We start from the raw sequence: 23,039 nt of genomic DNA, 5'->3' as shown, positions 1-23,039 counted from the left end.
ACGGGGACGGGAGCGTTCTGCGCATGGACAAGATCAGGATCGTCGGCGGCCGCCACCTCACCGGGACCATTCCCATCTCCGGGGCCAAGAACGCCGCTTTGCCGCTGATGATTGCCGGCCTCCTCACCGAGGAGAAGCTGACCCTGGAGAATGTCCCCCGCCTTGCCGACGTGGCGCTGCTCCAGCGCATCCTCGGCAATCATGGGGTCGACATCACCACCGCCGGCAAGCGCAACGGCGATGATCCCCATGCGGGCCAGACCCTGGAGATCGATGCCCGCGCCATCGTCGACACCACCGCGCCTTACGATCTCGTCTCGCGCATGCGGGCGAGCTTCTGGGTGATCGCCCCGCTGATCGCCCGCATGGGCGAGGCGCGCGTGTCGCTGCCCGGCGGCTGCGCCATCGGCACGCGGCCGGTGGATTTTCATCTCGATGCCTTGCGCGCGCTCGGCGCTGAGATCGAGATCGATGCGGGCTATGTGGTTGCCCGTGCGCCCAAGGGCCTGACCGGCGCGCGCATCGTGTTCCCCAAGGTCTCGGTTGGCGCCACCCATACGGCGCTGATGGCCGCGGCCACGGCGAAGGGCGAGACGGTGATCGAGAATGCGGCCCGCGAGCCGGAGATCGGCGATGTGGCCGCCTGCCTCGTGAAGATGGGCGCGCGCATCACCGGTGCCGGCACGGGCACCATCCACATCGAGGGCGTGCCGCGCCTGCGGGGCGCGCGCCACGCGGTGCTGCCGGACCGCATCGAGACCGGCACCTATGCCATGGCCACCGCCATGGTGGGCGGTGACGTGATGCTCGCCGGCGCGAGCCCGGACCTTCTGGAGAGCGCGCTCGACACGCTGCGCGCGGCAGGCGCCGAGATCGATGCCACCAATGAGGGCATCCGCGTGCGCCGGAACGGCGCCGGCATCCTGCCCGTGGATGTCTCCACCGCCCCGTTCCCCGGCTTCCCGACCGACCTTCAGGCCCAGTTCATGGCGCTCATGACCAGGGCGCGCGGGCGCTCGCGCATCACCGAGACGATCTTCGAGAACCGCTTCATGCACGTGCAGGAGCTGGCCCGGCTCGGCGCCCGCATCCAGCTCGATGGTGATACGGCCATGGTGGAGGGCACCGAGAAGCTGAAGGGCGCGCCGGTGATGGCCACCGACCTTCGCGCCTCGGTCTCGCTGGTGATCGCGGGTCTTGCGGCCGAGGGCGAGACCATGGTCCAGCGGGTGTACCACCTTGACCGTGGCTTCGAGCGGCTGGAAGAAAAGCTCGCCCGCTGCGGCGCGGAGATCGAACGCATCAGTTCGTGAGGTCTTCGGCCCTTGATCCGGGAAGGCATCGTCGCCATTTGCGAGCAAGATGAACAAGGAATAGTCCCGATGGACGCTCTGAAGCTTCTCGCGCTGGACGAGGAAGATCTGGCGATCATCTCGGCGCACCTCCAGGACGCGGTGGTGAAGGTGGGAGACATGGGCTTCCTGCCCAAGACCCAGCGCTTCGCCCTCGTGCTGAACAGGTTCGACTGGGACCAGAAGGTGTGTGCCGAGCAATATGTGCGGCGCCGTGCGGGCCTGCATTTCGAGCGGGTGCGCAATGTGCGCTTCCGCGGGCTCGATCCGAAGGATCGGGAGACGGTGCTGAACCTGCTGGCCGTGACGTTCGATCTGACCGACGCGCCCTCCGGGGAGGTGACGCTCGCCTTTTCCGGCGGTGCCGACATCCGCTTCGAGGTGGAATGCATCGAGGCGCGCCTGTCCGACCTCGGCCCCGCCTGGGGTTGTCCCCACGCGCCCACACATGCGGGTGCGGTGAGCGCGGCGGAAGGCTGAGGCTCTTTTCCTCTCGATTCCCTCTCCCGCTTGCGGGGGAGGGTTAGGGAGGGGCACCTCAAGCAGACCTACGCCGGGATATCTGAGAGGGCGCGCCCTTTCCCCCTCCCCCGCAAGCGGGAGAGGGGGCGGCGCGCTAGGCACCGGCATCCCGCCTCCGACAGTGTGCTGCAACGGCCCCGCGAGGTGCGAGAGGCCGGTATCGCCTAAATCCCCGTTCACCTTTCCCCGCTCTTGCTCTATCGAAGCGGCATGCCGATCCGTCTCGATACATATTCCCCCGATTTCGCCCCGGCCTTCGCGGATTTCCTCGCCGGCAAGCGGGAAGCCTCGGCCGATGTGGCGGCCGTGGTCGCCGACATCATCGCCGCCGTGCGCGCGGAAGGGGATGACGCCCTCATCGCGCTGTCCGAAAAGTTCGACCGGGTGGATCTGAAGCACCTCGGCATCCGCGTCTCCGACGCTGAGATCGACGCCGCGCTGGCAGGCATCCCCGCGGAGACGCTGGAAGCCCTCGCCTTCGCCAAGGCCCGCATCGAGGCGCACCATTCCCGCCAGAAGCCGAAGGACGAGCGCTATACCGACCCGGTGGGCGTGGAACTGGGCCAGCGCTGGACGCCGGTGGATGCGGTGGGCCTCTACGTGCCCGGCGGCACCGCCGCCTATCCCTCCTCGGTGCTCATGAATGCCGTGCCGGCAAAGGTCGCCGGCGTGCCGCGTATCGTCATGGTGGTGCCCGCGCCGGATGGCGAGATCGCGCCTCTGGTGCTGGCGGCGGCGCGCATTGCCGGCGTGGACGAGGTCTATCGCGTGGGCGGGGCGCAGGCGGTGGCGGCGCTCGCCTATGGGACGCAGACCATCGCCCCGGTGGACAAGATCGTCGGCCCCGGCAACGCCTTCGTGGCGGCGGCCAAGCGTCAGGTGTTCGGCAAGGTGGGCATCGACATGGTGGCCGGCCCGTCCGAGGTGCTGATCCTCGCGGATGGCGAGGCGAACCCCGACTGGATCGCCGCCGACCTCCTCGCCCAGGCGGAGCACGACACCGCGGCGCAGTCCATCCTCATCACGGATTCGCCCGAGCTGGCTGAGCGCGTGGAAAGTGCCGTCGCCGACATGCTCAAGACCCTGCCGCGCGCTGAGATCGCCGCCGAATCCTGGCGGGTGCATGGCGCCATCATCCTGGTGCACGCATGGGACGAGGCGCTTGCGCTCTCCGACCGCATCGCGCCGGAGCATCTGGAGATCCACTGCGCCGACGCCGAGGACCTTGCCGCAAAGGTGCGCCATGCGGGCGCGATCTTCATCGGCCCTCATACGCCGGAGGCCATCGGCGATTATGTGGGCGGCACCAACCATGTGCTGCCCACCGCCCGCTCGGCCCGCTTCTCCTCGGGGCTCGGCGTGCTGGATTTCATGAAGCGCACCTCCATCCTGAAATGCAGTCCCGAGGCGCTCCGCGTGCTTGGTCCTGCCGCCGTGCGCCTGTCACAAGTGGAGCGGCTCGACGCCCATGGCCGCTCCATCCTGGCCCGGTCCAACGGGGGCGCTTAAGGCGGGGTCAGCATGAGCGGAAGCAGCGCCAAGAGCACGCCCACCAGCCGCCTGTGCGCGGTGACGCTGGACGACGCCTCCATCGGCCGGGGCGGCTCCGATGTGGAGCATGAGCGCGCGACCGCCATCTATGACCTGCTGGAGGAGAATTCCTTCACCCCCGTGAGCGATCCGGGGGAGGGACCCTACAGCCTCCACATCGCCCTTGCGGACAACCGGCTCGTGCTGGACGTGAAGCGCGAGGCGGGGGAAGTGGTGGTGCAGCACCATCTCTCGCTCACCCCGTTCCGCAAGGTGGTGAAGGATTATTTCCTCATCTGCGAGAGCTATTACCAGGCCATCCGCACCGCATCCCCCACCCAGATCGAGGCCATCGACATGGGCCGGCGCGGGCTCCACAACGAGGGCTCCGAGCTGCTGCGGGAGCGGCTGAAGGACAAGATCGAGGTGGATTTCGACACCTCCCGACGCCTGTTCACGCTGATCTGCGCGCTCCACTGGAGGGGGTAAGGGTGAACGTGTCCCCCGCGTCGCCCGCGCCTGCGCGATCGGCACGGCCTCAGTCCGTGCTGTTCGTCTGCGGCCAGAACGTGGTGCGCTCCGTGATGGCGGAGGCCATCGCCAAGCACCTGTTCGGCAAGTCGGTCTATGTGCAGTCGGCGGGGGTGATCGCCGGGGAGCCGGACCCGTTCGTCACCGTGGTGATGGACGAGATGGGCCTCGACGTGAAGCGCCATCGGCCCCAGAGCGTGGACGATCTGGCGGATTATGAGGGTCTTGGCTTCGATCTCGCCATCTCCCTCTCGCCGGATGCACACCACAAAGCGCTGGAGCTGACCCGCACCAATGCGCTCCACGTGGAATATTGGCCGACCTCCGACCCGACCCTTGAGACCGGCAACCGCGAGCAGCGGCTGGAGGCCTATCGGACCGTGCGGGACGAGCTGGAAATGCGCATCAGGGCGCGGTTCCGGCAGCCCTAGGAGCCGTCATGCGATGGCGGGAGCGTTCCGGAACTTGCATTGATGCCCCTTTCCGATAGCGTGCCGGCGCAAAAGTAGAGTTGGAGCGAGGCGGATTGTGAACGACCGGGTGAAGCTCGTACTGGCGTCTGGATCGCCGCGCCGTCTCGCACTGCTGAACCAGGCTGGCATCGAGCCGGATGTGCTGATGCCGGCGGAGATCGACGAGACGCCGGAGCGCGGGGAGCTGCCGCGCAAGCTGGCGCTGCGCCTCGCCCAGCAGAAGGGCGAGCTGGTGGCCCTGCGCGCCCGCGAGGCGGGCATGAACGCCATCGTGGTGTCCGCCGATACGGTGGTCGCCGTGGGGCGGCGCGTGCTGCCCAAGCCCGACGTTCAGGACGAGGCGGAGCATTGCCTGCGGCTGCTCTCCGGCCGCGCCCACCGGGTGTTCACCGGGCTCTGCGTCGTCTCGGCGCGGGGCCGGGCGCGCACGCGCCTCGTCGAGACCCGGCTACGCTTCCGGCGCCTCTCGGGCGAGGACATCACGGCCTATCTCGCTTCCGGCGAATGGCGTGGCAAGGCGGGCGGCTATGCCATCCAGGGGCTGGCGGGCTCGTTCGTGGTGAAGCTCACCGGCTCCTATACCAGTGTGGTCGGCCTGCCCTTGGCCGAGACCGTGGCCCTGCTCCAGGGCGAGGGCTTTCCCGTGCGCACGGGCTGGAGCGAACGGGCGGCATGACGGAGAGCCAGAAGCCGGATGCGCCGGCCTGCCCCATCTGCGGCAAGCCCATGGTGGAGCGCTATCGCCCCTTCTGCTCCAAGCGCTGCGCGGACGTGGACCTCAACCGCTGGCTCACCGGCGCCTATGCCATCCCGGCCAGCGAGGAAGATGACGAGGACGGCGAGGGCACGGAGCCGAAGGAACGGGGTTAAGACGGCTTATCACGCGTCACACTCAGAAATGAGCAGGTTCTCGACCTTACTGTCGTCATGGCCGGGCTTGTCCCGGCCATCCACGCGGCTTCGCTAGGTACGGACTCAACGGACAGACGTGGATGCCCGGGACAAGCCCGGGCATGACAGCGCTCCGGGGTGTCGTCGCGGCGCGCGGCAGGCTATGGATGTCGGGAAGCTCTGCCCTTGCTGGAAAAGTGCCTGCGGGGCCCGCATCCAGGAGTGCGCCCATCGTGACGTCCGCCCCGGTTTCCAACTCCACCGCTTATTGGCGCCATCTCGACGCCGAGCATCACCTGCACCCCTTCTCGAACACCAAGTCGCTGAACGAGGAAGGTGTGCGGGTCATCACCCATGCGGCGGGGAGCTATATCTTCGATTCCGAGGGCAACAAGATCCTGGACGGCATGTCGGGCCTGTGGTGCTCCAGCGTCGGGCACGGGCGGCATGAGATCGTCGATGCCATCAGCGATCAACTGAAGAAGCTCGATTATTACAACACCTTCTTCAAGACGACCCACCCCGCCGTGGCAGAATTGGCCGCCGCCATCGCCGAGGTGGCGCCCTCCGGGATGAAGCACGTTTTCTTCACCTCCGGCGGCTCGGAGGCGGTGGACACGGTGATCCGCATGGTGCGCCATTACTGGGCGGCCATGGACAAGCCGCAGAAGCACATCTTCATCTCCCGGCGGAACGCCTATCACGGCTCCACAGTCGGTGGCGCAAGCCTCGGGGGCATGAAGCCCATGCATGCCCAGGGCGGTCTGCCCATCCCCGGCATCATCCATGTGCAGCAGCCTTATTGGTGGGCCGAGGGCGGCGACATGAGCCGCGAGGAATTCGGCCTCTTCGCCGCCCGCGAGGTGGCCCGCGCCATCGACGAAGCGGGGGCGGAGAATGTGGCCGCCTTCATCGGCGAGCCCATCCAGGGCGCCGGCGGCGTGGTGATCCCGCCCTCCACTTATTGGCCGGAGGTGCAGAAGATCTGCCGCGAGCGCGAAGTGCTCCTGGTCTCGGACGAGGTGATCTGCGGCTTCGGCCGCACGGGGGAGTGGTTCGGCTGCCAATATATGGGCGTCGAGCCGGACCTCATCACCTTCGCCAAGGGTGTCACCTCAGGCTACTTCCCGTTGGGCGGGGTGATCGTCGGCGAAAAGGTGGCGACGGGCTTCATCGCGCACGGCGGCGAGTTCAACCACGGATTCACCTATTCCGGCCACCCCGGCGGCTGCGCGGCGGCGCTCGCGAACCTGAAGATCATGCGCGAAGAGAAGCTGGTGGAGCGGGTAAAGGGCGAGATCGGCCCCTACCTCCAGGAGCGCTGGCTCAAGCTCGCCGAGCATCCCCTCGTGGGCGAAGCGCGCATGGTGGGCCTCATCGGCGCGCTGGAGCTGACGCCTGATAAGGCCGCCCGCGCCAAGTTCGCCCAGGAGGAGGGGACGGTGGGCCTGCTCTGCCGCGACATCTCCTTCCGCGAGGGGCTGGTGATGCGCGCCGTGCGCGACGGCTTGATCCTCGCGCCGCCCTTCACCCTCTCCTTCGCCGAGGCGGATGAGCTGGTGGCCACGGTCCGCCGGGTGCTGGACGAGGCCTATGCGGAGTTGAAGGCCAGGGACTGGCTGCGGGCGGCGTAGGAGCGCGGGCCTGTGGAGCTGTATCTGTCATGCCCGGGCTTCGCCCGCGCACCCCACGCTCCCGGCTGTCACCGCTATTGTAGCCCGGCTATTCTTAAATAGCTGAGCCCCAGCTAATTCAGGCAGTTTTCGGAAAGTTCCGATCGCGCATAAATAAAATAGAAAAATTCCAGCAAAGCCTACGTTCCTTCAAATAGGAACAAAGTTTGCGCTAAGAAACGCATCTTGTACTTAGCTTCTTTTCAATCTTCACAATGGAACGAAGGCACAGCTACGCCGTTTCGCATTGGGTCCTTACCAAGAGGAGTGATCCTATGCGAAATCGTCTTATGGCTACCGCTGCCGTCCTTGCCGTTCTGACCCCGAGCCTTGCCTTTGCGCAGGCGTCCACGGCGACGGGCGCGGTCGGCGGCGCGGCGGTCGGCGCGGTTGTCGGCGGCCCTGTGGGTGCGGTGGTGGGCGGTGCGGTCGGCGCCACCATGGGCGCGGCGGCCGAGCCGCCTGCGGAAGTGCGGACTTATGTGGTCCAGGAGAACCGTCCGTCGGTGCGGATGGAGCGCCAGGTGGTGGTGGGCGAGCCCCTGCCGTCCAACGTGCGCGTCTATCAGGTGCCGAACTACAGCCAGTATGAATACAGCGTGGTCAACGACCAGCGCGTGATCGTGGAGCCCGGCACCCGCAAGGTGATCCAGGTCATTCCTTGATCGTCCTGATGTGAGGGCCTCAAGCGAGGCCCTCATCGAACAGCCCCTCCTTCGGCGTCCTACGCCGGGGGAGGTGCCGTATCACGGTAGGCCGGGGTGCGGGCCGTGAAATCCGCCAGCCACGCGACAAGCTTGGGGCGGTCGGCCTGCCAGTCGTCTCCGAGCCGCAAATCCACATATCCAAGCGCGCACGCGAGCGCGATGGTTCCGGTGGTCGGCTCGGCCCCAGAAGCTGGCGGCTCGGCTTCCAATGCCGTGAGGGTGCGGTCGATCTTGGCGCGCTGGCGCGCCACCCAGTCCGGGTGCCGCCGCTCCTCGGGCCGGAAGCGCGATTCGTAGAAGACCAGCAGCGCCGCATCCATGATGCCGTCCGCCAGCGCTTCCAGCCGCATGGACGCGAACTTCGCCTCGGGATCCACGGGCACGATCCGTCCGCCACCCGCCTTGTGGTCGAGATAGGCGAGAATAACAGGCGAATCGAACAGCGGCTTCTGCCCCTCGTCGAGAAGCACCGGCAGCTTGCCCAGCGGGTTCTGCACTAGCAGCGTGTCCGTATCGCTGAGCGTATCGGCCAGTTCCAGCTCCAGCGGCAGGCCGAGATGGCCGGCGGCGGTGCGCACCTTTCGCGCGAAGGGGGAGGTGAGGGAATATCTCAGTCGCATGGGAAAGGCTCACGGAGAGGGGTGAAAAGCGGTAAAACGATTTAGCCGCCGAGGAAAGAGACTTCGCTTATTCCGGCACCAGCCAGGAGACCCGAGAGCGGCCTTTTCCATCGTGCGCCAGCAGCGGCGAGAGGGCGGAGAGGATGATGCGCATCTCTTCCTGAAGCGTGAACGGCGGGTTGACGATGATCAGCCCGGAGCCGGACAGGCTGTCCAGGGAGCGCACCTCGGCAAAATCCAGTTCCACCTTCAGGGTCTTGGGCATGCGCAGGCGAGCCACGTCGCGCCGGAAGGCGTCCACCGCGCGCAGGTCCTTGATGGGATACCAGATCATGGCGATGCCGTGGGCGAAGCGCTCGTGCGCCGCCTCCAGCGCCTCCACCAGCCGGCCGAACTCGCCCTGCTCCTCGAATGGCGGGTCCACCAGCAGCAGCCCGCGCCGCTCGCGGGGCGGCAGATGGGCTTTCACCGCGTGCCAGCCATCCTGCACCATCACCTTGGCGCGGGCGTCCTCGCCGATGCGGCGCTCCAGCTTCGCCTTCTCTTCCTTGTGCAGCTCGCAGAACACGAAGCGGTCCTGCGGGCGGGACAGAGCGAGCGCGAGGGCAGGGGAGCCGGGATAGAGGCGGGCCCCGCCCTCCGCCCTCATGCGGCGGACCGTGTCGAGATAGGGCGCCAGAAGCTCGGCGGCGGGGGCGGGCAGGTTGGCCTCAAGCACGCGCTCGATGCCGGCTTCCGCCTCGCCCGTCTTCTGGGCGCTGGCGCCCGAGAGATCGTAGATGCCGGCGCCCGCATGGGTGTCGATTACCCGGAAGGGCGTGTCCTTCTTGGCGAGGTGGACGAGCACGCGGGCGAGTGCGGCGTGCTTCATCACATCCGCCGCATTGCCGGCATGGAAGGCGTGGCGATAGTTCATGGGATCAGCCGGGTTCCGGAGGCAGCGGCGGTTTGTCGATTTGCGTCCCGCATCCTCAAATGCACTCTTACCCGCCGGTCAAGCTCGGACCGCAACATGCCAGGAGGCCGCCCCATGAAATTCGCCGCCGCAATGCTCGCCGCGACCCTGATCGCCGCGCCCGCCATTGCCCAGGAGATCCCCTCCATCACCGGCACCTGGAAGGGCCAGAGCGACGGGCTCAGCAAGAAGGACGGCTGGATCACGGGCCCGGTGACCCTGGTGGTTTCCGAACAGCGCGGGCGCTCGTTCAAGGCGAGGATCACCTATGCCTCGCCCAAGGGCGGCGAGCAGAATGAGGACATTGTCGGCACGCTGACGCCGGATGGAAAGTCGGTCTTCCTGGCGGGGGATGACGGCATTCACATCGCGGTGCTCCAGGGCACGACGCTGGACGCCTGCTATCTCGAGCCCGGCGACGATGACGGCCTCGCCGTTTGCGCCCGGCTCCAGAAGCAGCCCTGATCTCTGGTCCGGCCTATCGCGGGGCCGGCACGTTCAGGGATCGGCGCGGCGAGCAGCTGCGCCGGTCCACCTCGCCGCAGGAGACGAAGGCGAGGTCCTTTCCGAGGCAGATTCGCACCTCATTGAGGCGTCCCTCGCCGCAATCCACCGCCATCATGTCCGGCGCGAGGCTCGGATTGACGCTGCGGAATGCCTCTTCGATCTCCGCGCTGGTCATGGAGAAGGCGCTGGAGGGGGCGGCGAAGGCCGGGGGAATGACGACGCGCTCGCGCGCTTTGCGCACCAGATTGAAATAGGCGGCTGGGGCAAGGCCGGAGCAGGTGCCGTGCTTGCGCCATTCGTGTAGGATCAGGCCCTTGCTGGGCATGAGGTCCGCCATGGCCGAAATGGTGGCGTCCGGCACATAGGGCGCCTGGCGCGTGCAGAAATCGGGGTAGCCGGTTTCATATTGCGGCCAGAGCCCGTGGACCACGAAGGCGCGCGGGGGGCCGGTGCGGCATTGCTGCGGGCTCGCCTTCGGCCCGGCGCAATAGGTCGGGCTCCAGGACAAAGCGAGCACATAGAAATCGAATCGCCCCGGCTGCTCCTGGGCCGCCGCGGGGAAAACCGCCAGCAGGGCCAGAAGGCCCGCCAGCAGGCGCAGCATCACGGACGGGCCATCTTGCAGTTGGGCGCGTAGGCGAGGTTGCGGTCGAGCCCGCTGATGCACCATTCGACGCCCCAGGTGTAACCCTGGAAGCTCGAATCCTCAATGATCGAGTAATAGATGGCGTGCTGGCGCGCATCGGACAGGGTGACCATCGCGCTGCAATAGCGGCGGGGCTGATAGTCCGGGCCCCAGGGGCGATACGCGATTTCGCGGACATTCTGGAAGGTGCTGATGTTCAGCGCCGCGTTCCAGTACATGCGCTCGGTCTCGGCGAACCGCATGGAGATGGTGCCCAGCGCCAGCGGCTCGGAGCACGCGGGCAGGTTCACCGGGGTGGTGCTGTAATCCCCGTTCGGCAGCCAGAAATTGTCGAGCAGGATGTTGGCAGCGGCGGCAGGCGTGACCGCCGACGCGACGGCCATGAAAGCCGCGACACCGGCCCCTGCCCATTTGCGCAAATTGCGACGCATCCCGCTCTCCCAACCCTTCAAACTCGAAACTTGGGGAGGGACGATGAAATGCCCGCGCGCCCGGGTCAAGCGCAGGAGGGCAACACCTTGCGGGAAAAAGCACGCACATCGGCCAATCCAGGGTGTGATGGCGCGCCTGCGGCAGGATGAGGCGCCGTTTCCGGAGGCGTTGCGCAGGTTTTCTCTTCCAGGCCGGCGCTTCGGCGCGTGCGCCGAAGCTGCCATCGTGGTGTCGCGGAAAGCATGTGTCATTGACCTTCATGTACGGTCGGTGGCACCAGTGTGCCGACCCGCACGGACGGAAAGAACATTCATGTCGAAATCCGGCTTCGTTCCTCATCTCGTGGCGGAGGGCGCGTCCCCCAGCCTTCAGCGCTTTGCCACGGGACGCGATGTTGCGATCCACATGCGGCCGGACACGCCGATCTACTGCTTCCGTCCCGCGGTCCTCAACGCCGATGCCCGCGCCTTCAAGGCCGCCTTTCCCGGCAAGACCGCCTATGCGGTGAAGACCAATGGCGAGCACATGGTGCTGAAGACGCTGGCGGATGACGGCATGTCGGTGTTCGACGTCGCGAGCCCGGCCGAGTTCGCTGCGGCGCGGGAGGTCTCGCCAAACTCCGAGCTGCTCTACATGCACCCGGTGAAGGCGCAGTCGGACATCCGCCTGGCGCTGGAGAAATACGGCATCCGCGTCACCGCCGTGGACCACGAGGACGAGGTCGCGAAGATCCTGCGCATCGTGAACGCGCTGGACCTCGACCCCGAGGAATTCACCATGTTCGTGCGCATCGCCTCCAAGGGCGAGGCGGCCTACGAGCTCTCGAAGAAGTTCGGCGCGACGCCGGCCCATGCGGCGGAACTGCTTCAGCGCATCCACAATATCGGCTTCAAGTGTGGCATCGCCTTCCATGTGGGCAGCCAGATGGAAGACCCGACCACCTATGAGCGCGCCATCGCCACGGCCGCCGAGGTGCGTGATGCGGCGAAGGTGCCGATCGTGGAGCTGGACATCGGCGGCGGCTTCCCCGCCGTCTATGCCGACGATCCGCGCCGGCCGCATGCCGCCATGCCTCCGCTGCCGGACCTGATGAAAAGCGTGCTGGAGGCTGTGCAGCGGCACGGCTTCGGCGGCATTCCCTTGGTGGCCGAGCCGGGGCGCGTCATCGTCGCCCGCGCCTATTCCGTCATCGTGCGCGTGCTGTTGAGGAAGGGCCAGCGGCTCTATATCAATGACGGCATCTGGTCCTCGCTCTCCGACAGCTGGACCGGCAAGCTGCTGTTGCCCGTGAACTATATTCCCGATCCGGCGCGCAAGCGGCGCTTCGGCGATCCCCAGAAGATGCTGCCCTTCCGCATCTATGGCGCCACTTGCGACAGCGTTGACGTGCTCTCGCGCCCCTTCTACCTGCCGGAGACGGTGAATTCGGGCGACTGGATCGAGATCGGCCACATCGGCGCCTATTCCCTCTCGCTGCGCACCCGCTTCAATGGTTTCTATCCCGACACGGTGGTCGAGGTGGACCAGCCCTTCGAGCCCCTTAGCATCGCCGGCGCCGCCCCCGAGCCCGACCGCGCGGGCGGGCCGGAGCACGACGCGAGCGTCGGCTACCGGAGCGAGTTCGGCGTGCCTGCGGTCTCGGAGCGTTGAGGAAACGTCTTCGTCATCCCCGGGCCTGACCCGGGGATTCAGGCATCGCGCAGGCGGAAAGAGATGCCCGGGTCGAGCCCGGGCATGAGGGCTGTTGGAAGGGGTCGCCCCCTCACATGAACAGCTTTTCCTTTTCCAATCCCGTATAGAGCCCGGCCACATATTCCCCGTAGCCGTTATAGAGCAGCGTCGGCCGGCGCTCGCCGGTGGCGATGTCCTTCTCGGTGGCCTGGCTCCAGCGGGGGTGGGGCACCTGGGGATTCACATTGGCCCAGAAGCCGTATTCCGCGCCTTGGACCACTTCCCAGAAGCTCTTCGGCCGGGTCTCCACAAAGCTGACCTTCACAACAGCCTTGGAAGATTTGAAGCCGTATTTCCAGGGCAGTGCCACCCGCAGTGGGGCGCCGAACTGGTTGGGCGCGGGCTGCCCGTAAATGCCCGTGACCATGAAGGCGAGTTCGTTGTTCGCCTCCGCCATGGTGATCGCTTCCACATAGGGCCACGGGTAGAAGCGGCCGTTCTGGCCGGGGGCCACGGCGCGGTCGAGGAAGGTCTCGAAGCGCACATATTTCGCGCTGCCCAGGGGTTTGGCGTAATCCACCAGCGCCTTCATGGGAAAGCCGGTCCAAGGCACGGCCATGGACCACGCCTCCACGCAGCGGTGGCGATAGAGCCGCTCTTCCAGGGTGACCGCCTTCAGCAGGTCGTCGATGCCCACCTGCATGGGCTTCTCGACGAGGCCGTCTATGGTGATGGTCCAGGGGCGGGTTTTCAGCTTGGCGGCGGCCCGGCCCACATCGTAATTGGTGCCGAACTCGTAATAATTGTTCACCGAGCTGGCGCTCGCCTCGGGCGTCATGGGTCGGTCGAGGGTGTAGCGCTCGTTGCGCTTGGCGGGATAGAGCCCGGCGGAGGGGTCGGTGTCGGCGAAGGCCGCCTCGGGCAGCATGCCGGCGCCGATGAGGCCGGCGCCCGCGCCCAGAATCGCGCGCCGCGACAGGAAGATGTGCTCCGGTGTCGCCTGGCTCTCCGGGATCTCCCAGCCGCGTTTCGTTCGAATATGCATGGAGTGCCTCCGTTGCCGCGAGCATTGCGGCGGGCCGGAGGAGCGCGCAATTCACAGGCGCGTGTGGGGAATCAACGCTTTGGTGAGGTGTCGAGGGTCAGCGTCACCCCGGCGAGGGAGATGGAGAGGCCGCTATCGGCGGAGATGCTGAGCGGCTGGAGCGAGATGCTCCGGCTCGCATCCTTCGCCACAAGCATATTGGCCGAGAAGCCGGGGCCGAGCGCGATGCCGCTTGTGATGCCTACATATTGGCCGACGAGCGCGCCGGGGCCGAGCTGCGGGGTGGTCGCCAGCACCATCCAGAGCATGCTGGCCTGGTCGGAGACGCCGAAATCCAGCCCCGCCCGCTCCAGGGTGCCTGAATAATAGAATTGGCCCATCTCGGCGGCAGGCCGGTATTCGCAACGCACTTTGCGCGAGGAGCCCAGCCCATAGGCCACTGCAACCTCGCCGCGGCATTCCAGGAGACCGGATGCCACTTTGGGCATCTCCTGTGCGCCGGCCGGCAGCGCGCAGAGAAGGAGAAGGCTCAGCGCGCCGGTGGCGCGGGTGCGAATGCGCATCACGCCGTCAAAGCGCCGGCGCGGACGGACGCCGCGAGGGGCGCGGGGGCGGCGGGAAGGCGCATAGCGATTCTCCAGGACGCGGAAACGGGGCGGAGGCCGGAGCCCCCGCCCCAAAGGAGGCTCAGCGGAGCGTCAGGTCGGAGACGGTGAGGCCGAGGTTGACGCCGGTCTCGCCCTGGAAGGACAGCGGCTGCAGCGCAATGGTGTTGTTCGAGCCGCCGACGAGCGCATTCGCGCCGAGGCCGACGCCGAACGCCGCATTGGCCGAAGCGCCCACATAGGTGCCGCGCAGATCGCTCGGGTTGATGCTGCGGGTCGGCGCGAGCACGGTCCAGATCAGGACGCCCTTGCCGTTGAAGCCCACGTCGAGGCCGAAGCGACGGACCTGGCCGACATAGCTGCCGGGCTTGGTGCGGCGGGACAGCGGCTTCAGCACGCAGGTCATGTCGCGCACGGAGCCGATGACGAAGCTCACATTGGGCTGCATGGCGCATTCGAGGGTGCCGACCTGAACGCGGGTCTGCGCGGAGGCCGGGAGAGCGCCAAACGTCAGAGCAGAGGCGGCGAGGGCAGCGGCAAAGCCGGCTTTGATGAAGGTCTTCATAAGTTTTTCCTCCAAGAGGCACGTCCGGCCGCGGGGGCGTGGCGGACGCCGCAAAGCCTTAGCTCGGCATTGCCGATCCGCCAACGCCCAGAAAGGCCGCAGGTTCCCTGCGGCCAAGATTCTTTCGTGGTAGCGTCTTTTGAACCGCTATTTCAGCGCAAGGCGCCGCAGAAGCGCTGGATGCGCCGGCAGGCTTCCTCAAGCTCCTGCGTCGAGGTCGCGTAGGAGATTCGGAACGCCGGCGCGAGGCCGAAGGCCGAGCCGTGCACCACGGCCACCCCTTCCGAATCGAGCAGCTCCGTTGCGAAGTCCTCGTCGGTTGCGATGGTCTTGCCCGAAGGCGCCGCCCTGCCGATGGTGCCGGCGCAGGTGGGGAACACGTAGAAGGCGCCTTCCGGCTTCGGGCAAGTGAGGCCGTTCGCCTGGTTCAGCATGGCCACCACGAGGTCGCGCCGCTCCTTGAACACCGCATTGTTGCGCGGAATGAAGTCCTGCGGCCCGTTCAGCGCCTCCACGGACGCCCACTGGGCGATGGAGGAGGGGTTGGAGGTGGACTGGGACTGCAACGTGCCCATGGCCTTGATGAGCGGCTCGGGGCCGCCGGCATAGCCGATGCGCCAGCCGGTCATGCAATAGGCCTTCGACACGCCGTTCAGCGTCAGCGTGCGGTCATAGAGGCTTGGCTCCACCTGGGCGGGGGTGGCGAACTTGAAGTCGTCATAGACGAGGTGCTCGTACATGTCGTCGGTGAGGATCCACACATGGGGATGCCGAACCAGAACGTCGGTGAGCTTCTTCAGTTCGTCATGGGTATAGGCCGCGCCCGAGGGGTTGGAGGGCGAGTTGAAGATGAGCCACTTGGTCTTCGGCGTGATGGCCCTTTCCAGCGCCTCGGCCTGGAGCTTGAAATTGTCCTCGATGCGGGTCTCGATGGAGACCGGCGTGCCGCCGCAGAACTCGACGATGTCGGGATAGCTCACCCAATAGGGCGCCGGGATGATGACCTCGTCGCCGGGGCCGATGGTGGCCACCAGCGCGTTGAACAGCACCTGCTTGCCGCCGGTGCCGACGCTGATCTGGCTCGGCTTGTAGTCGAGGCCGTTGTCGCGCTTGAACTTGCTGACGATGGCCGCCTTCAGCTCCGGGATGCCGTCCACCGCGGTGTAGCGGGTCTCGCCACGGCGGATGGCCGCGATCGCCGCTTCCTTGATGTTCTCCGGGGTCTCGAAGTCCGGCTCGCCGGCGGACAACGCGATGACGTCGCGTCCGGTCGCTTTCAGCTCGCGGGCCTTGTTGGAGATGGAGATGGTGGGCGACGGCTTGATCCGCATCAAAGCGGGCGACAGCAGGCTCATGGCCTTAAAGCTCCGGACGTGTTTGTAACCATGCACCGGACGCTTTACTCGACGCGAGGCACGGCGCGCTCATTTAATCGAGCAGGTTTCCCCGAACAAGCAAGCATCTGTGATGGCTGCCGTGCGCGGGGCTGATGGGTACGCCTTGCGGACAGGCGCGAGGTACGCCATGTGGGCGAGGTCCGGGAAGGGGACTGCCGTGCTGAAACTCTATTCCACACAGTCTTCGGGGAATTCGTACAAGGTGCGCCTGCTCCTGGCGAAGCTCGGCCTGCCGTTCGAGCTCATCGAAGTGGACATCTTCGCGGGCGAGCATCGCACGCCCGATTTCCTCGCTTTGAACCCGGAAGGACGGGTGCCGCTGCTGGAGCTGGAGGACGGCGCCATCCTCGCGGAATCGAACGCCATCCTCTTCTATCTCGCCGAAGGCACGCCGCTGCTGCCCGCCGACAAGCTCAAACGCGCCGAGGCGCTCCGGTGGATGTTCTTCGAGCAGAACAACCACGAGCCGGGCATCGCCCAGGCGCGTTTCTGGCTGCGTCAAGTGCGTGGGGGGCGCGAGCTGCGCACCCACGATGCGGACCGCTGGATGGAAGAGGGCTACGGGGCGCTGAAGATCATGGAGCGGCACCTGGCCGGCCGGCGTTTCTTCGTCGATGGCGGGCTGACGATCGCGGATCTCGCCCTCTATCCCCACACGCTGGTGGCCCCGGAAGGGGATTTCGACCTCCAGTCCTTTCCGGAGGTGAGGCGCTGGCTACAACGCGTCGCGGACGAGCCTTTGCACGTGGACATGGACTGGCATCCGCTTCAGGACGCGGCGTAATCCTGGGCTGCCAGGGTCACGCTTGCGTGATCAAAGTCTTGAAAGTGCCACGCTTTTTCCCCGCCGAGTCGCGGCGGCGCCACAATCGCATCGCCCTCGCAGAGCAACTTCTGATGAGTCCGACTGGAACCGATTCGCGGTGATTCGGCGTTGAGGTTCAAAGTCATACGTGAAACGAGTGGTTCACCATGTCTGAGTTTCGCGAGTTCGGCACACTGCGGGTGGGGGCTTCGGCCGCTGATCCCGAGGCCCTTGCGCGCGCCGTGCGCAAGCACAAGGCCGGCGATGTCATGACCCAGGCTGCGCTCACACTGGCCTTGATGTTGGCCATTTGCGCGGTCACCTTTGTCCTTTCGGTGGATCGCGCCGCCGCCATGACGCTGGCGCATGAGGAGGTTGGGATGGTGTCGCACGCGCTCGTTGGAGCTACCCTGACCGCAGCCATTGCTGCTGCCATCGGCGCCACGCTCATCGCCACGTACCGCAGGGCGCAGGCGCGCCTTGTCCGCGTACCCGTCCGCGCCCGCCGCACCCGCGGGTGATGGTGCCGGCCGGCGGCATTGCCGCCCTGGCTTTCGTTCTGTTCGCGGCCTGTGCCGCGACATCCGCCTTCGCCCAGGCCGAATCGCCGCGCACCTTCGCAGGTGAACAGGTGCGTGTGACGCGCTTCGCCTCCGGCCTGGAGAATCCCTGGGCCATAGCCTTCCTGCCCGATGGCCGGCTCCTCGTCACCGAGCGCGCCGGGCGGATGCGGGTGGTGTCCCGCGACGGGCGGGTCTACGCGCCCATCCAGGGGATACCCCGCGTCCATGCCAGCGGCCAGGGCGGGCTGCTCGATGTGGCCCTCGACCCTGATTTCGCCCAGAGCCGTCTTGTCTTCTTCAGCTATGCGGAGCCGCGCGCGGATGGCGCCGGCACGGCGGTCGCGCGCGGCCGGCTCTCCAGCGACATGACCCGGCTCGACGACGTGACGGTGATCTTCCGCCAGATGCCGTCCGGCACCGGCAACAATCATTTCGGCTCCCGGCTCATTTTCGCCCGGGACGGCACGCTGTTCGTGACGCTGGGCGATCGCTACAGCCTCCGTGACAAGGCGCAGGACCTCTCCACCACGCTGGGGAAGGTGGTGCGCATCAACAAGGACGGCTCCATCCCGGCCGATAATCCGTTCCGCAACACGGAGGGCGCGCGTCCGGAAATCTGGAGCTACGGCCACCGCAACGTGCAGGCCGGCGCCATCGATCCGCGGGACGGAAAGCTCTGGACGGTGGAGCACGGCGCACGGGGCGGGGACGAGGTGAACATTCCTGAGGCGGGCATGAATTATGGCTGGCCCGTGATCACCTATGGCCGGGATTATTCCGGCGCCAAGATCGGCGAGGGGACGGCCAAGGCGGGCATGGAGCAGCCAGTCTTCTATTGGGACCCCTCCATCGCCCCGTCCGGTGCGACCTTTTATGACGCGGCGCTGTTTTCCCGCTGGAAGGGCAGCCTGTTCGTCGGCGCGCTGGCGGGCATGTCGCTGGTTCGCCTCACCGTGGACGGAGACAAGGTGACCGGGGAGGAGCGGCTCTCCCTGGACAAGCGGGTGCGCGATGTCCGGCAGGGTCCCGACGGCGCATTATGGCTCGCCATCGACGCGGACGATGGCGAGATCTTGCGGGTGGTGCCGGCGCGGTGAGAGACTTGTCCTGGACAAGCGAAAGCGAAGCTTGAGCGCCGATCCGGGACCCAGCGCAGAGTCCGGCGCAGCCGTCAATCAGCGACCAGCGTAAAGAGCATCTCCGCCGCGCGGCGTCGGAGATGAGGTGAAGCGCCTTCGGCGGTCCCTTGCGCTGGGTCCCGGGTCTGCGTTCCGGCTACGCCGTCACTTGCCCAGGACGAGCCCATTAAAACTTCTGAAAAATGAAGTACGCGCCGAGCGCGATGAAGCCGAAGCCCACCGCGTGGTTCCAGCCCAGCGGCTCCTTCAGATAGAGCACCGAGAAGCCGGCGAAGACGATGAGGGTGATCACCTCCTGCATCGTCTTGAGTTCTGCCGTGGAATAGACGGCGGAACCCATGCGGTTCGCCGGCACGGCAAGGCAATATTCGAACAGCGCGATGCCCCAGCTCGCCAGGATGGCGAGAAGGATGGGCGATGATTTGAACTTGAGATGCCCGTACCAGGCAAACGTCATGAAGACGTTCGAGGCCAGCAGCATGAGGATGGGCAGGACGGCGGCGGGAGACCAGGAAGGCATGATGATCCTCGGTGGGAATCTACCCACTGAGCGCAGCATCACCCTTCCATCAAGTCAAACCGCTCACTGCACCGGCGCGGGCGGTTTCGGCGTGCTGATCACCCGCACCGGCCGCTGGCCGGGCTGTTCAGCCGCCGGCGCCATGGGTGCGGTGGCGGAGGGTGGCGCGTCGGTCGCGCTGGCGGGCTTGGCAGCGGTGCTCGCGGCCCGGCCCTTGGCCTGCTGCGGCACCTCGGCCGGGCGCGGCTGGGACATTTCCTTCGCCTGCTCCTCGGTCACGAGGATATCGCCCTTCTGGAGCGTGCTCTGGTCCTCAAGCCCCGAGAGCGCCTGCGACCAGGACTGGCCGGGCGCCCGGCAGGAGCAGGTGGGGACCAGCTGCTTGCGATAGAGCAGGGCGGTGGGCAGCGACATATAGGGTTTGCCGCTGATGTTCGTCGCCTGCTGGATATCCTCGCCGGGATTACGATAGGTGAAGAGCTGTGCCTCGGCGGCCGGGCACAGGCGGCGGCACAGCGCATCGTCGGTGGCGAAGCGCGCGGGCACCGTGGCGTAGGAGATGGGGAAATAGAAGCCGTCGCAGGTCCGCACGCAGACGGTGCGGAAGGTGGACGATTTCGGCAGGTCCATGGGGGCCACATCAAGGCCGGGCGCCTCTTCCGGCTCGCTGTCCACGGGGCCGCCGAACAGGGCCTCGAAGAAGTTGCGCGGGCGCGCCGGGCGCTGGCCGGCGCTGGGCGTGGTCATGGCCTGGGCGGCGGCGCGGTATTGCGGGCCGCAATTGTTCTGGGCCAGCGCGAGGATGATCTGGCGGCGCTGTCCCTGGGTGTCCACGCCGGACCGCTCGACAGTCGCGAGCGAGGAGCGGATGTTGGAGATCTGGCGATCTATGTCATCGCAGGCCGGCGGGCGGGGCGGGCCCTGGAAGATGAAGAAGCCGCGCGGGGCGTCGCACTGCATGCTGCGCGCCTGCTGGCTCAGCCGGTCGAGATCGGCGCGCATCTGCGCGGCCTGCCGGATGCGGGCATCGTTGGGGTCCGGCCCCCGGTCGATCTGGGCGAGGGCGCCTTCAAGCTGCATGCAGGTGGGGCCAGCGCCCTGAGGCTGCGCCACCGCGCCAGGCGGCGGGTAGCCTTGCTGCGCCAAAGCGGGAGCCGCAGCGAGCGTAAGCCCGAGGGCGAGAAAACGAACCACCTTCATGCTGACCCTTGCGCGCAGCGTCCCGTGCTCAAAACCGGGCCCTTATAGCCCCATGGACGGGGCCAATGGTGACTAAAGTGTGTTTCGCGCGCAAAAGGCGCACCTCACAAAAGCTTCATCAGCCCTCGGCCGCCATGCCGGCCGATCCGCCTCAGCTCTTGCCGCGCATGCGGATGCTGAAATTGTCATAGGCATATTCCGCGATCTGCCACCAGACGAGCTGGTCGGAGCGGATGGCGGTCATGCTGTCCAGCGCCTGCTTGAAGGCAGGGTTGGTGGCGGCGATCTCGTTATAGAGCTCGAACGACGCCTTATAGCCGGCTTCCATGATGGAATTGGGGAAGGGGCGCAGTTCGCAGCCCTGCTGCACGAGGCGGCGCAAGGCTGGCGGGTTCACGGCGTCATACTTCGCCAGCATCCAGTTGTTGGCGGCCTCGCAGGCATTGGCGACGATGGCCTGGTAGTGCTTGGGCAGGCGGTTCCACTGGTCCAGGTTGAAGACGTTGTGGAGCATGGCCCCGCCTTCCCACCAGCCGGGATAGTAATAATACTTTGCCACCTTCACGAGGCCGAACTTCTCGTCGTCATAAGGGCCGACGAACTCCGCCGCGTCGATGGTGCCGCGCTCCAGCGCCGAATAGACGTCGCTGGGCGCGATCTGCTGGGGTACGACGCCGAGCTTGGCCAGCACCTGCCCGCCAATGCCGCCGATGCGGAATTTCAGGCCCTTCAGGTCCTCGGTGCTGTTCAGCTCCTTGCGGAAGAAGCCGCCCATCTGGCAGCCGGAATTGCCGGCGGGGATGGAATAGGTGTTGTACTTGGCGAGCACGCCATTGATGATTTCGGCCCCACCGCTGAAGAACCACCAGGAATGCTGCTGGCGGGAATTGAAGCCGAAGGGCACGCCCGTGCCGAAGGCCAGCGTCGGGTCCTTGCCGATATAGAAATAGGTGGCGGTCTGCGCGCACTCCACGGTGCCTGACGAGACCGCGTCCAGCGCCTGGAGGCCGGGCACGAGCTCGCCTGCCGGGAAGGTCTGGATCTGGAATTTTCCGTCAGTCGCCTCGGAGACCATTTTGGCGAAGGTCTGGGCGGTGCCGAAAATGGTGTCGAGTTGGCGCGGGAAGGACGAGGTCAGCCGCCACTTGATCTCGGGGCTGCTCTGCGCCACCGCGGGCATGGCAACGGCGGTGGAAGCAAGCGCAGTTGCGGAGGCGCCGAGGAAGCGGCGGCGGTTTTTATCCATTCTTTGCCCTCCAGGCGTCTTCATTCTGTTATGCGGAGAGGTGTCACGCCGTGCTAGGCGCGTCAATGCTGCCCTCCCGGAAGAGGGCTGCGCACCCATATAAGTGAACGGTGCCCACCGGGAACGACCAGATGCTTCGCCTTGCCCGCCTGTCCCTTGCCTGTCTCCTCGGCCTCGCCGCCGCCGGTCCCGTCATGGCGCAGGAGCCGGACCTCATCTTCCGCAAGTCCACGGTGTGGAAATTCCTCACTCCGGACGACAAGCTGGCGGTCTACGGCATCGACGATCCCGTGGTTTCCGGCGTCGCCTGCCATTACACGGTGCCCGAGAAGGGCGGCCTGTCCGGCATGGTCGGGGTGGCCGAGGAGGTGTCCGACATCTCGCTCGCCTGCCGGCAGATCGGACCCATCTCCTTCAAGGAGAAGTTCGAGCAGGGCGACGTGGTGTTCCGCCAGAGCCGCTCCTTCTTCTTCAAGAAGATGCAGATCGTCCGCGGCTGCGACGTGAAGCGCAACGTGCTGGTCTATCTCGTCTATTCGGACAAGCTGATCGAGGGCAGTCCGAAGAATTCCACCTCCACCGTTCCCATCATGCCCTGGGGCGGGACGGCCGAAGTGCCGAAGTGCGGGGATTTCATGAAGTAGGCGTTGAGCGAGCGGGTGCTTGTCCTGGCCGACTGCAACGAAGCGAAGCGCAGTGGAAGGAGAGCCGGGACCCAGCGCAAGAAATCGCCGCAGGCGCTTCAATGAGCCTTCGTTGCCACGCAACGGGGGCGTGAAGGCGCTGGTCGCGGGTTGACGGCTTCGCCGGAGTGTTGCGCTGGGTCCCGGATCGGCGCTCCGCCTGCGGCGTCGCTTGTCCGGGACAAAGGCTCGCTCACCGCGTGCAGGTGATCGCCACCATGGAGGGGCAGAACTTGCCGGCGCAGGCGGGCCGGGTGGCGGCTTCGCTGGCCACAGGGCGGATCGCGCCGGCATTCGCAGGAGCGGCGCTGCTGGTGGGGCCGGTGCTGCCCGTTACCTGTCCGAAATCGATGGCGCCGGCATAATCGTGGGCGCGGCACCAGGCCGAGGCCAGCTGCTCGCCGCACGGCTCGCCATTGGCGAGGCACGTATCGACGCCGTAGCCGTCGGAATTCTCCAGCAGGAAGATGCGCGTCTCGGCCGATGCCGCCCCCGTCAGGAGCATGAAGGCGGCGGCGAAAAGCAGGCTGGTCTTTTTCATGGGGCGGGCGTCGACCTCGTGTCGGCCTGTGCTGCCGGACGGCAGGCGAAGGCGCGGCTTCGGCGGGACGATGCTGAATCGTCGCATCGGGCAGCGGAGGCATAGACGGCACGACGGAAGCCGGTCAACCCCGACGCAGGTCGAATCCCGGCCTTCCGGCGGCCCAGCATCCATGAAAATGCCTTGACGGCGCACGCTTGCGCTCTCATTGTCCGCCGCC

At 66.6% G+C, this 23,039-nt stretch carries 28 protein-coding genes; 16 read left to right on the top strand and 12 right to left on the bottom strand.

Annotation, left to right across the window (positions count from 1 at the left end; genetic code table 11):
• Positions 1-23: 23 nt before the first annotated feature.
• The 9 genes from murA to ABLE91_RS17275 all read left to right on the top strand — a co-directional run bounded on the left by murA (position 24) and on the right by ABLE91_RS17275 (position 7,637).
• Entirely contained in the window at positions 24-1,313 is a 1,290-nt protein-coding gene (gene murA / locus ABLE91_RS17315; protein WP_348932671.1) for a UDP-N-acetylglucosamine 1-carboxyvinyltransferase, read from the top strand.
• Positions 1,314-1,382: 69 nt separating this feature from the next.
• On the top strand, positions 1,383-1,832 hold the full coding sequence (locus tag ABLE91_RS17310; protein ID WP_348932670.1) for a DUF2948 family protein: 450 nt from the start codon (positions 1,383-1,385) through the stop codon (positions 1,830-1,832).
• Between the two features lie 252 nt (positions 1,833-2,084).
• Positions 2,085-3,383 (top strand): histidinol dehydrogenase, encoded by a 1,299-nt coding sequence (gene hisD / locus ABLE91_RS17305; RefSeq protein ID WP_348932668.1) that lies wholly within the window; start codon positions 2,085-2,087, stop codon positions 3,381-3,383.
• Positions 3,384-3,395: 12 nt separating this feature from the next.
• Positions 3,396-3,893 (top strand): UPF0262 family protein, encoded by a 498-nt coding sequence (locus ABLE91_RS17300; protein WP_348932666.1) that lies wholly within the window; start codon positions 3,396-3,398, stop codon positions 3,891-3,893.
• A 56-nt stretch (positions 3,894-3,949) separates the two neighbouring features.
• Positions 3,950-4,366 (top strand): arsenate reductase ArsC, encoded by a 417-nt coding sequence (locus ABLE91_RS17295; protein ID WP_348932664.1) that lies wholly within the window; start codon positions 3,950-3,952, stop codon positions 4,364-4,366.
• Positions 4,367-4,463: 97 nt separating this feature from the next.
• Positions 4,464-5,084: a Maf-like protein gene (locus ABLE91_RS17290; RefSeq protein ID WP_348932662.1), complete on the top strand. Its 621-nt coding sequence runs from the start codon at positions 4,464-4,466 to the stop codon at positions 5,082-5,084.
• Positions 5,081-5,278, top strand: coding sequence for a DNA gyrase inhibitor YacG (yacG, locus tag ABLE91_RS17285; protein WP_348932660.1), 198 nt, complete (start codon positions 5,081-5,083; stop codon positions 5,276-5,278). Before ABLE91_RS17290 ends, yacG begins: the two co-directional genes overlap by 4 nt.
• Before the next feature lie 254 nt (positions 5,279-5,532).
• The gene (locus ABLE91_RS17280; RefSeq protein WP_348932659.1) at positions 5,533-6,933 is read left to right on the top strand and encodes an aspartate aminotransferase family protein; all 1,401 of its coding nucleotides are present in this window, start codon (positions 5,533-5,535) and stop codon (positions 6,931-6,933) included.
• 314 nt (positions 6,934-7,247) lie between these two features.
• A complete protein-coding gene (locus tag ABLE91_RS17275; RefSeq protein ID WP_348932657.1) occupies positions 7,248-7,637 on the top strand; it encodes a DUF1236 domain-containing protein in 390 nt (129 codons plus the stop codon).
• A 59-nt stretch (positions 7,638-7,696) separates the two neighbouring features.
• Here the strand turns inward: ABLE91_RS17275 and ABLE91_RS17270 are convergent, their stop codons facing one another.
• Both ABLE91_RS17270 and ABLE91_RS17265 read right to left on the bottom strand, forming a co-directional pair.
• The gene (locus tag ABLE91_RS17270; RefSeq protein ID WP_348932655.1) at positions 7,697-8,299 is read right to left on the bottom strand and encodes a glutathione S-transferase family protein; all 603 of its coding nucleotides are present in this window, start codon (positions 8,297-8,299) and stop codon (positions 7,697-7,699) included.
• 67 nt (positions 8,300-8,366) lie between these two features.
• The gene (locus tag ABLE91_RS17265) at positions 8,367-9,215 is read right to left on the bottom strand and encodes a 23S rRNA (adenine(2030)-N(6))-methyltransferase RlmJ (RefSeq protein WP_348932654.1); all 849 of its coding nucleotides are present in this window, start codon (positions 9,213-9,215) and stop codon (positions 8,367-8,369) included.
• 114 nt (positions 9,216-9,329) lie between these two features.
• On the opposite strand from ABLE91_RS17265, the gene ABLE91_RS17260 reads away from it, so the two are divergent.
• The gene (locus tag ABLE91_RS17260; protein WP_348932653.1) at positions 9,330-9,719 is read left to right on the top strand and encodes a DUF2147 domain-containing protein; all 390 of its coding nucleotides are present in this window, start codon (positions 9,330-9,332) and stop codon (positions 9,717-9,719) included.
• Positions 9,720-9,732: 13 nt separating this feature from the next.
• Here the strand turns inward: ABLE91_RS17260 and ABLE91_RS17255 are convergent, their stop codons facing one another.
• The gene (locus ABLE91_RS17255; RefSeq protein WP_348933007.1) at positions 9,733-10,365 is read right to left on the bottom strand and encodes a ribonuclease T2 family protein; all 633 of its coding nucleotides are present in this window, start codon (positions 10,363-10,365) and stop codon (positions 9,733-9,735) included.
• On the bottom strand, positions 10,365-10,838 hold the full coding sequence (locus ABLE91_RS17250) for a hypothetical protein (protein ID WP_348932651.1): 474 nt from the start codon (positions 10,836-10,838) through the stop codon (positions 10,365-10,367). The genes ABLE91_RS17255 and ABLE91_RS17250 overlap by 1 nt, the downstream gene beginning before the upstream one ends.
• Before the next feature lie 313 nt (positions 10,839-11,151).
• Between ABLE91_RS17250 and ABLE91_RS17245 the strand changes: the two genes are divergently transcribed.
• Complete coding sequence (locus ABLE91_RS17245; RefSeq protein WP_348932650.1) at positions 11,152-12,489, top strand: type III PLP-dependent enzyme domain-containing protein; 1,338 nt, start codon at positions 11,152-11,154, stop codon at positions 12,487-12,489.
• A gap of 112 nt (positions 12,490-12,601) precedes the next feature.
• On the opposite strand, the gene msrP is transcribed toward ABLE91_RS17245, so the two are convergent.
• The 4 genes from msrP to ABLE91_RS17225 all read right to left on the bottom strand — a co-directional run bounded on the left by msrP (position 12,602) and on the right by ABLE91_RS17225 (position 16,080).
• A complete protein-coding gene (gene msrP, locus ABLE91_RS17240) occupies positions 12,602-13,555 on the bottom strand; it encodes a protein-methionine-sulfoxide reductase catalytic subunit MsrP (RefSeq protein WP_348932648.1) in 954 nt (317 codons plus the stop codon).
• Between the two features lie 71 nt (positions 13,556-13,626).
• On the bottom strand, positions 13,627-14,118 hold the full coding sequence (locus ABLE91_RS17235) for a DUF992 domain-containing protein (protein ID WP_348932647.1): 492 nt from the start codon (positions 14,116-14,118) through the stop codon (positions 13,627-13,629).
• A 124-nt stretch (positions 14,119-14,242) separates the two neighbouring features.
• The gene (locus tag ABLE91_RS17230) at positions 14,243-14,725 is read right to left on the bottom strand and encodes a DUF992 domain-containing protein (RefSeq protein ID WP_348932645.1); all 483 of its coding nucleotides are present in this window, start codon (positions 14,723-14,725) and stop codon (positions 14,243-14,245) included.
• Positions 14,726-14,877: 152 nt separating this feature from the next.
• Positions 14,878-16,080, bottom strand: coding sequence for a pyridoxal phosphate-dependent aminotransferase (locus ABLE91_RS17225; protein ID WP_348932643.1), 1,203 nt, complete (start codon positions 16,078-16,080; stop codon positions 14,878-14,880).
• A 199-nt stretch (positions 16,081-16,279) separates the two neighbouring features.
• On the opposite strand from ABLE91_RS17225, the gene ABLE91_RS17220 reads away from it, so the two are divergent.
• From ABLE91_RS17220 to ABLE91_RS28960, 4 genes are all read left to right on the top strand, one after another.
• Positions 16,280-16,906 carry a glutathione S-transferase family protein gene (locus ABLE91_RS17220; protein ID WP_348932641.1) on the top strand — a complete coding sequence of 209 codons (627 nt, stop codon included), beginning with the start codon at positions 16,280-16,282 and terminating at the stop codon, positions 16,904-16,906.
• 188 nt (positions 16,907-17,094) lie between these two features.
• Positions 17,095-17,448, top strand: a complete 354-nt coding sequence (locus ABLE91_RS17215; RefSeq protein ID WP_348932638.1) for a hypothetical protein — start codon at positions 17,095-17,097, stop codon at positions 17,446-17,448.
• On the top strand, positions 17,448-18,587 hold the full coding sequence (locus tag ABLE91_RS17210) for a PQQ-dependent sugar dehydrogenase (protein ID WP_348932636.1): 1,140 nt from the start codon (positions 17,448-17,450) through the stop codon (positions 18,585-18,587). Before ABLE91_RS17215 ends, ABLE91_RS17210 begins: the two co-directional genes overlap by 1 nt.
• Before the next feature lie 41 nt (positions 18,588-18,628).
• Entirely contained in the window at positions 18,629-18,718 is a 90-nt protein-coding gene (locus ABLE91_RS28960) for a hypothetical protein (protein ID WP_510181969.1), read from the top strand.
• A 77-nt stretch (positions 18,719-18,795) separates the two neighbouring features.
• Here the strand turns inward: ABLE91_RS28960 and ABLE91_RS17205 are convergent, their stop codons facing one another.
• The 3 genes from ABLE91_RS17205 to ABLE91_RS17195 all read right to left on the bottom strand — a co-directional run bounded on the left by ABLE91_RS17205 (position 18,796) and on the right by ABLE91_RS17195 (position 21,595).
• The gene (locus ABLE91_RS17205) at positions 18,796-19,149 is read right to left on the bottom strand and encodes a DMT family protein (RefSeq protein WP_348932635.1); all 354 of its coding nucleotides are present in this window, start codon (positions 19,147-19,149) and stop codon (positions 18,796-18,798) included.
• A 63-nt stretch (positions 19,150-19,212) separates the two neighbouring features.
• Positions 19,213-20,349: a DUF2865 domain-containing protein gene (locus ABLE91_RS17200; RefSeq protein ID WP_348932634.1), complete on the bottom strand. Its 1,137-nt coding sequence runs from the start codon at positions 20,347-20,349 to the stop codon at positions 19,213-19,215.
• 151 nt (positions 20,350-20,500) lie between these two features.
• A complete protein-coding gene (locus ABLE91_RS17195) occupies positions 20,501-21,595 on the bottom strand; it encodes a TRAP transporter substrate-binding protein (protein ID WP_348932632.1) in 1,095 nt (364 codons plus the stop codon).
• A 131-nt stretch (positions 21,596-21,726) separates the two neighbouring features.
• Here ABLE91_RS17195 and ABLE91_RS17190 point away from each other — a divergent pair, with 131 nt between their 5' ends.
• Positions 21,727-22,239: a CreA family protein gene (locus tag ABLE91_RS17190; RefSeq protein ID WP_348932630.1), complete on the top strand. Its 513-nt coding sequence runs from the start codon at positions 21,727-21,729 to the stop codon at positions 22,237-22,239.
• 232 nt (positions 22,240-22,471) lie between these two features.
• Here ABLE91_RS17190 and ABLE91_RS17185 read toward each other — a convergent pair whose 3' ends face one another.
• Entirely contained in the window at positions 22,472-22,819 is a 348-nt protein-coding gene (locus ABLE91_RS17185) for a hypothetical protein (RefSeq protein WP_348932628.1), read from the bottom strand.
• Between the last annotated feature and the right edge of the window lie 220 nt (positions 22,820-23,039).

Origin of the sequence: Aquabacter albus, assembly GCF_040049275.1 — a bacterium.
Taxonomy (GTDB): Bacteria; Pseudomonadota; Alphaproteobacteria; order Rhizobiales; family Xanthobacteraceae; genus Aquabacter.
The sequence above is the reverse complement of the archived record's forward strand: the minus strand, read 5'-3'. Positions and strand labels throughout refer to the sequence as shown.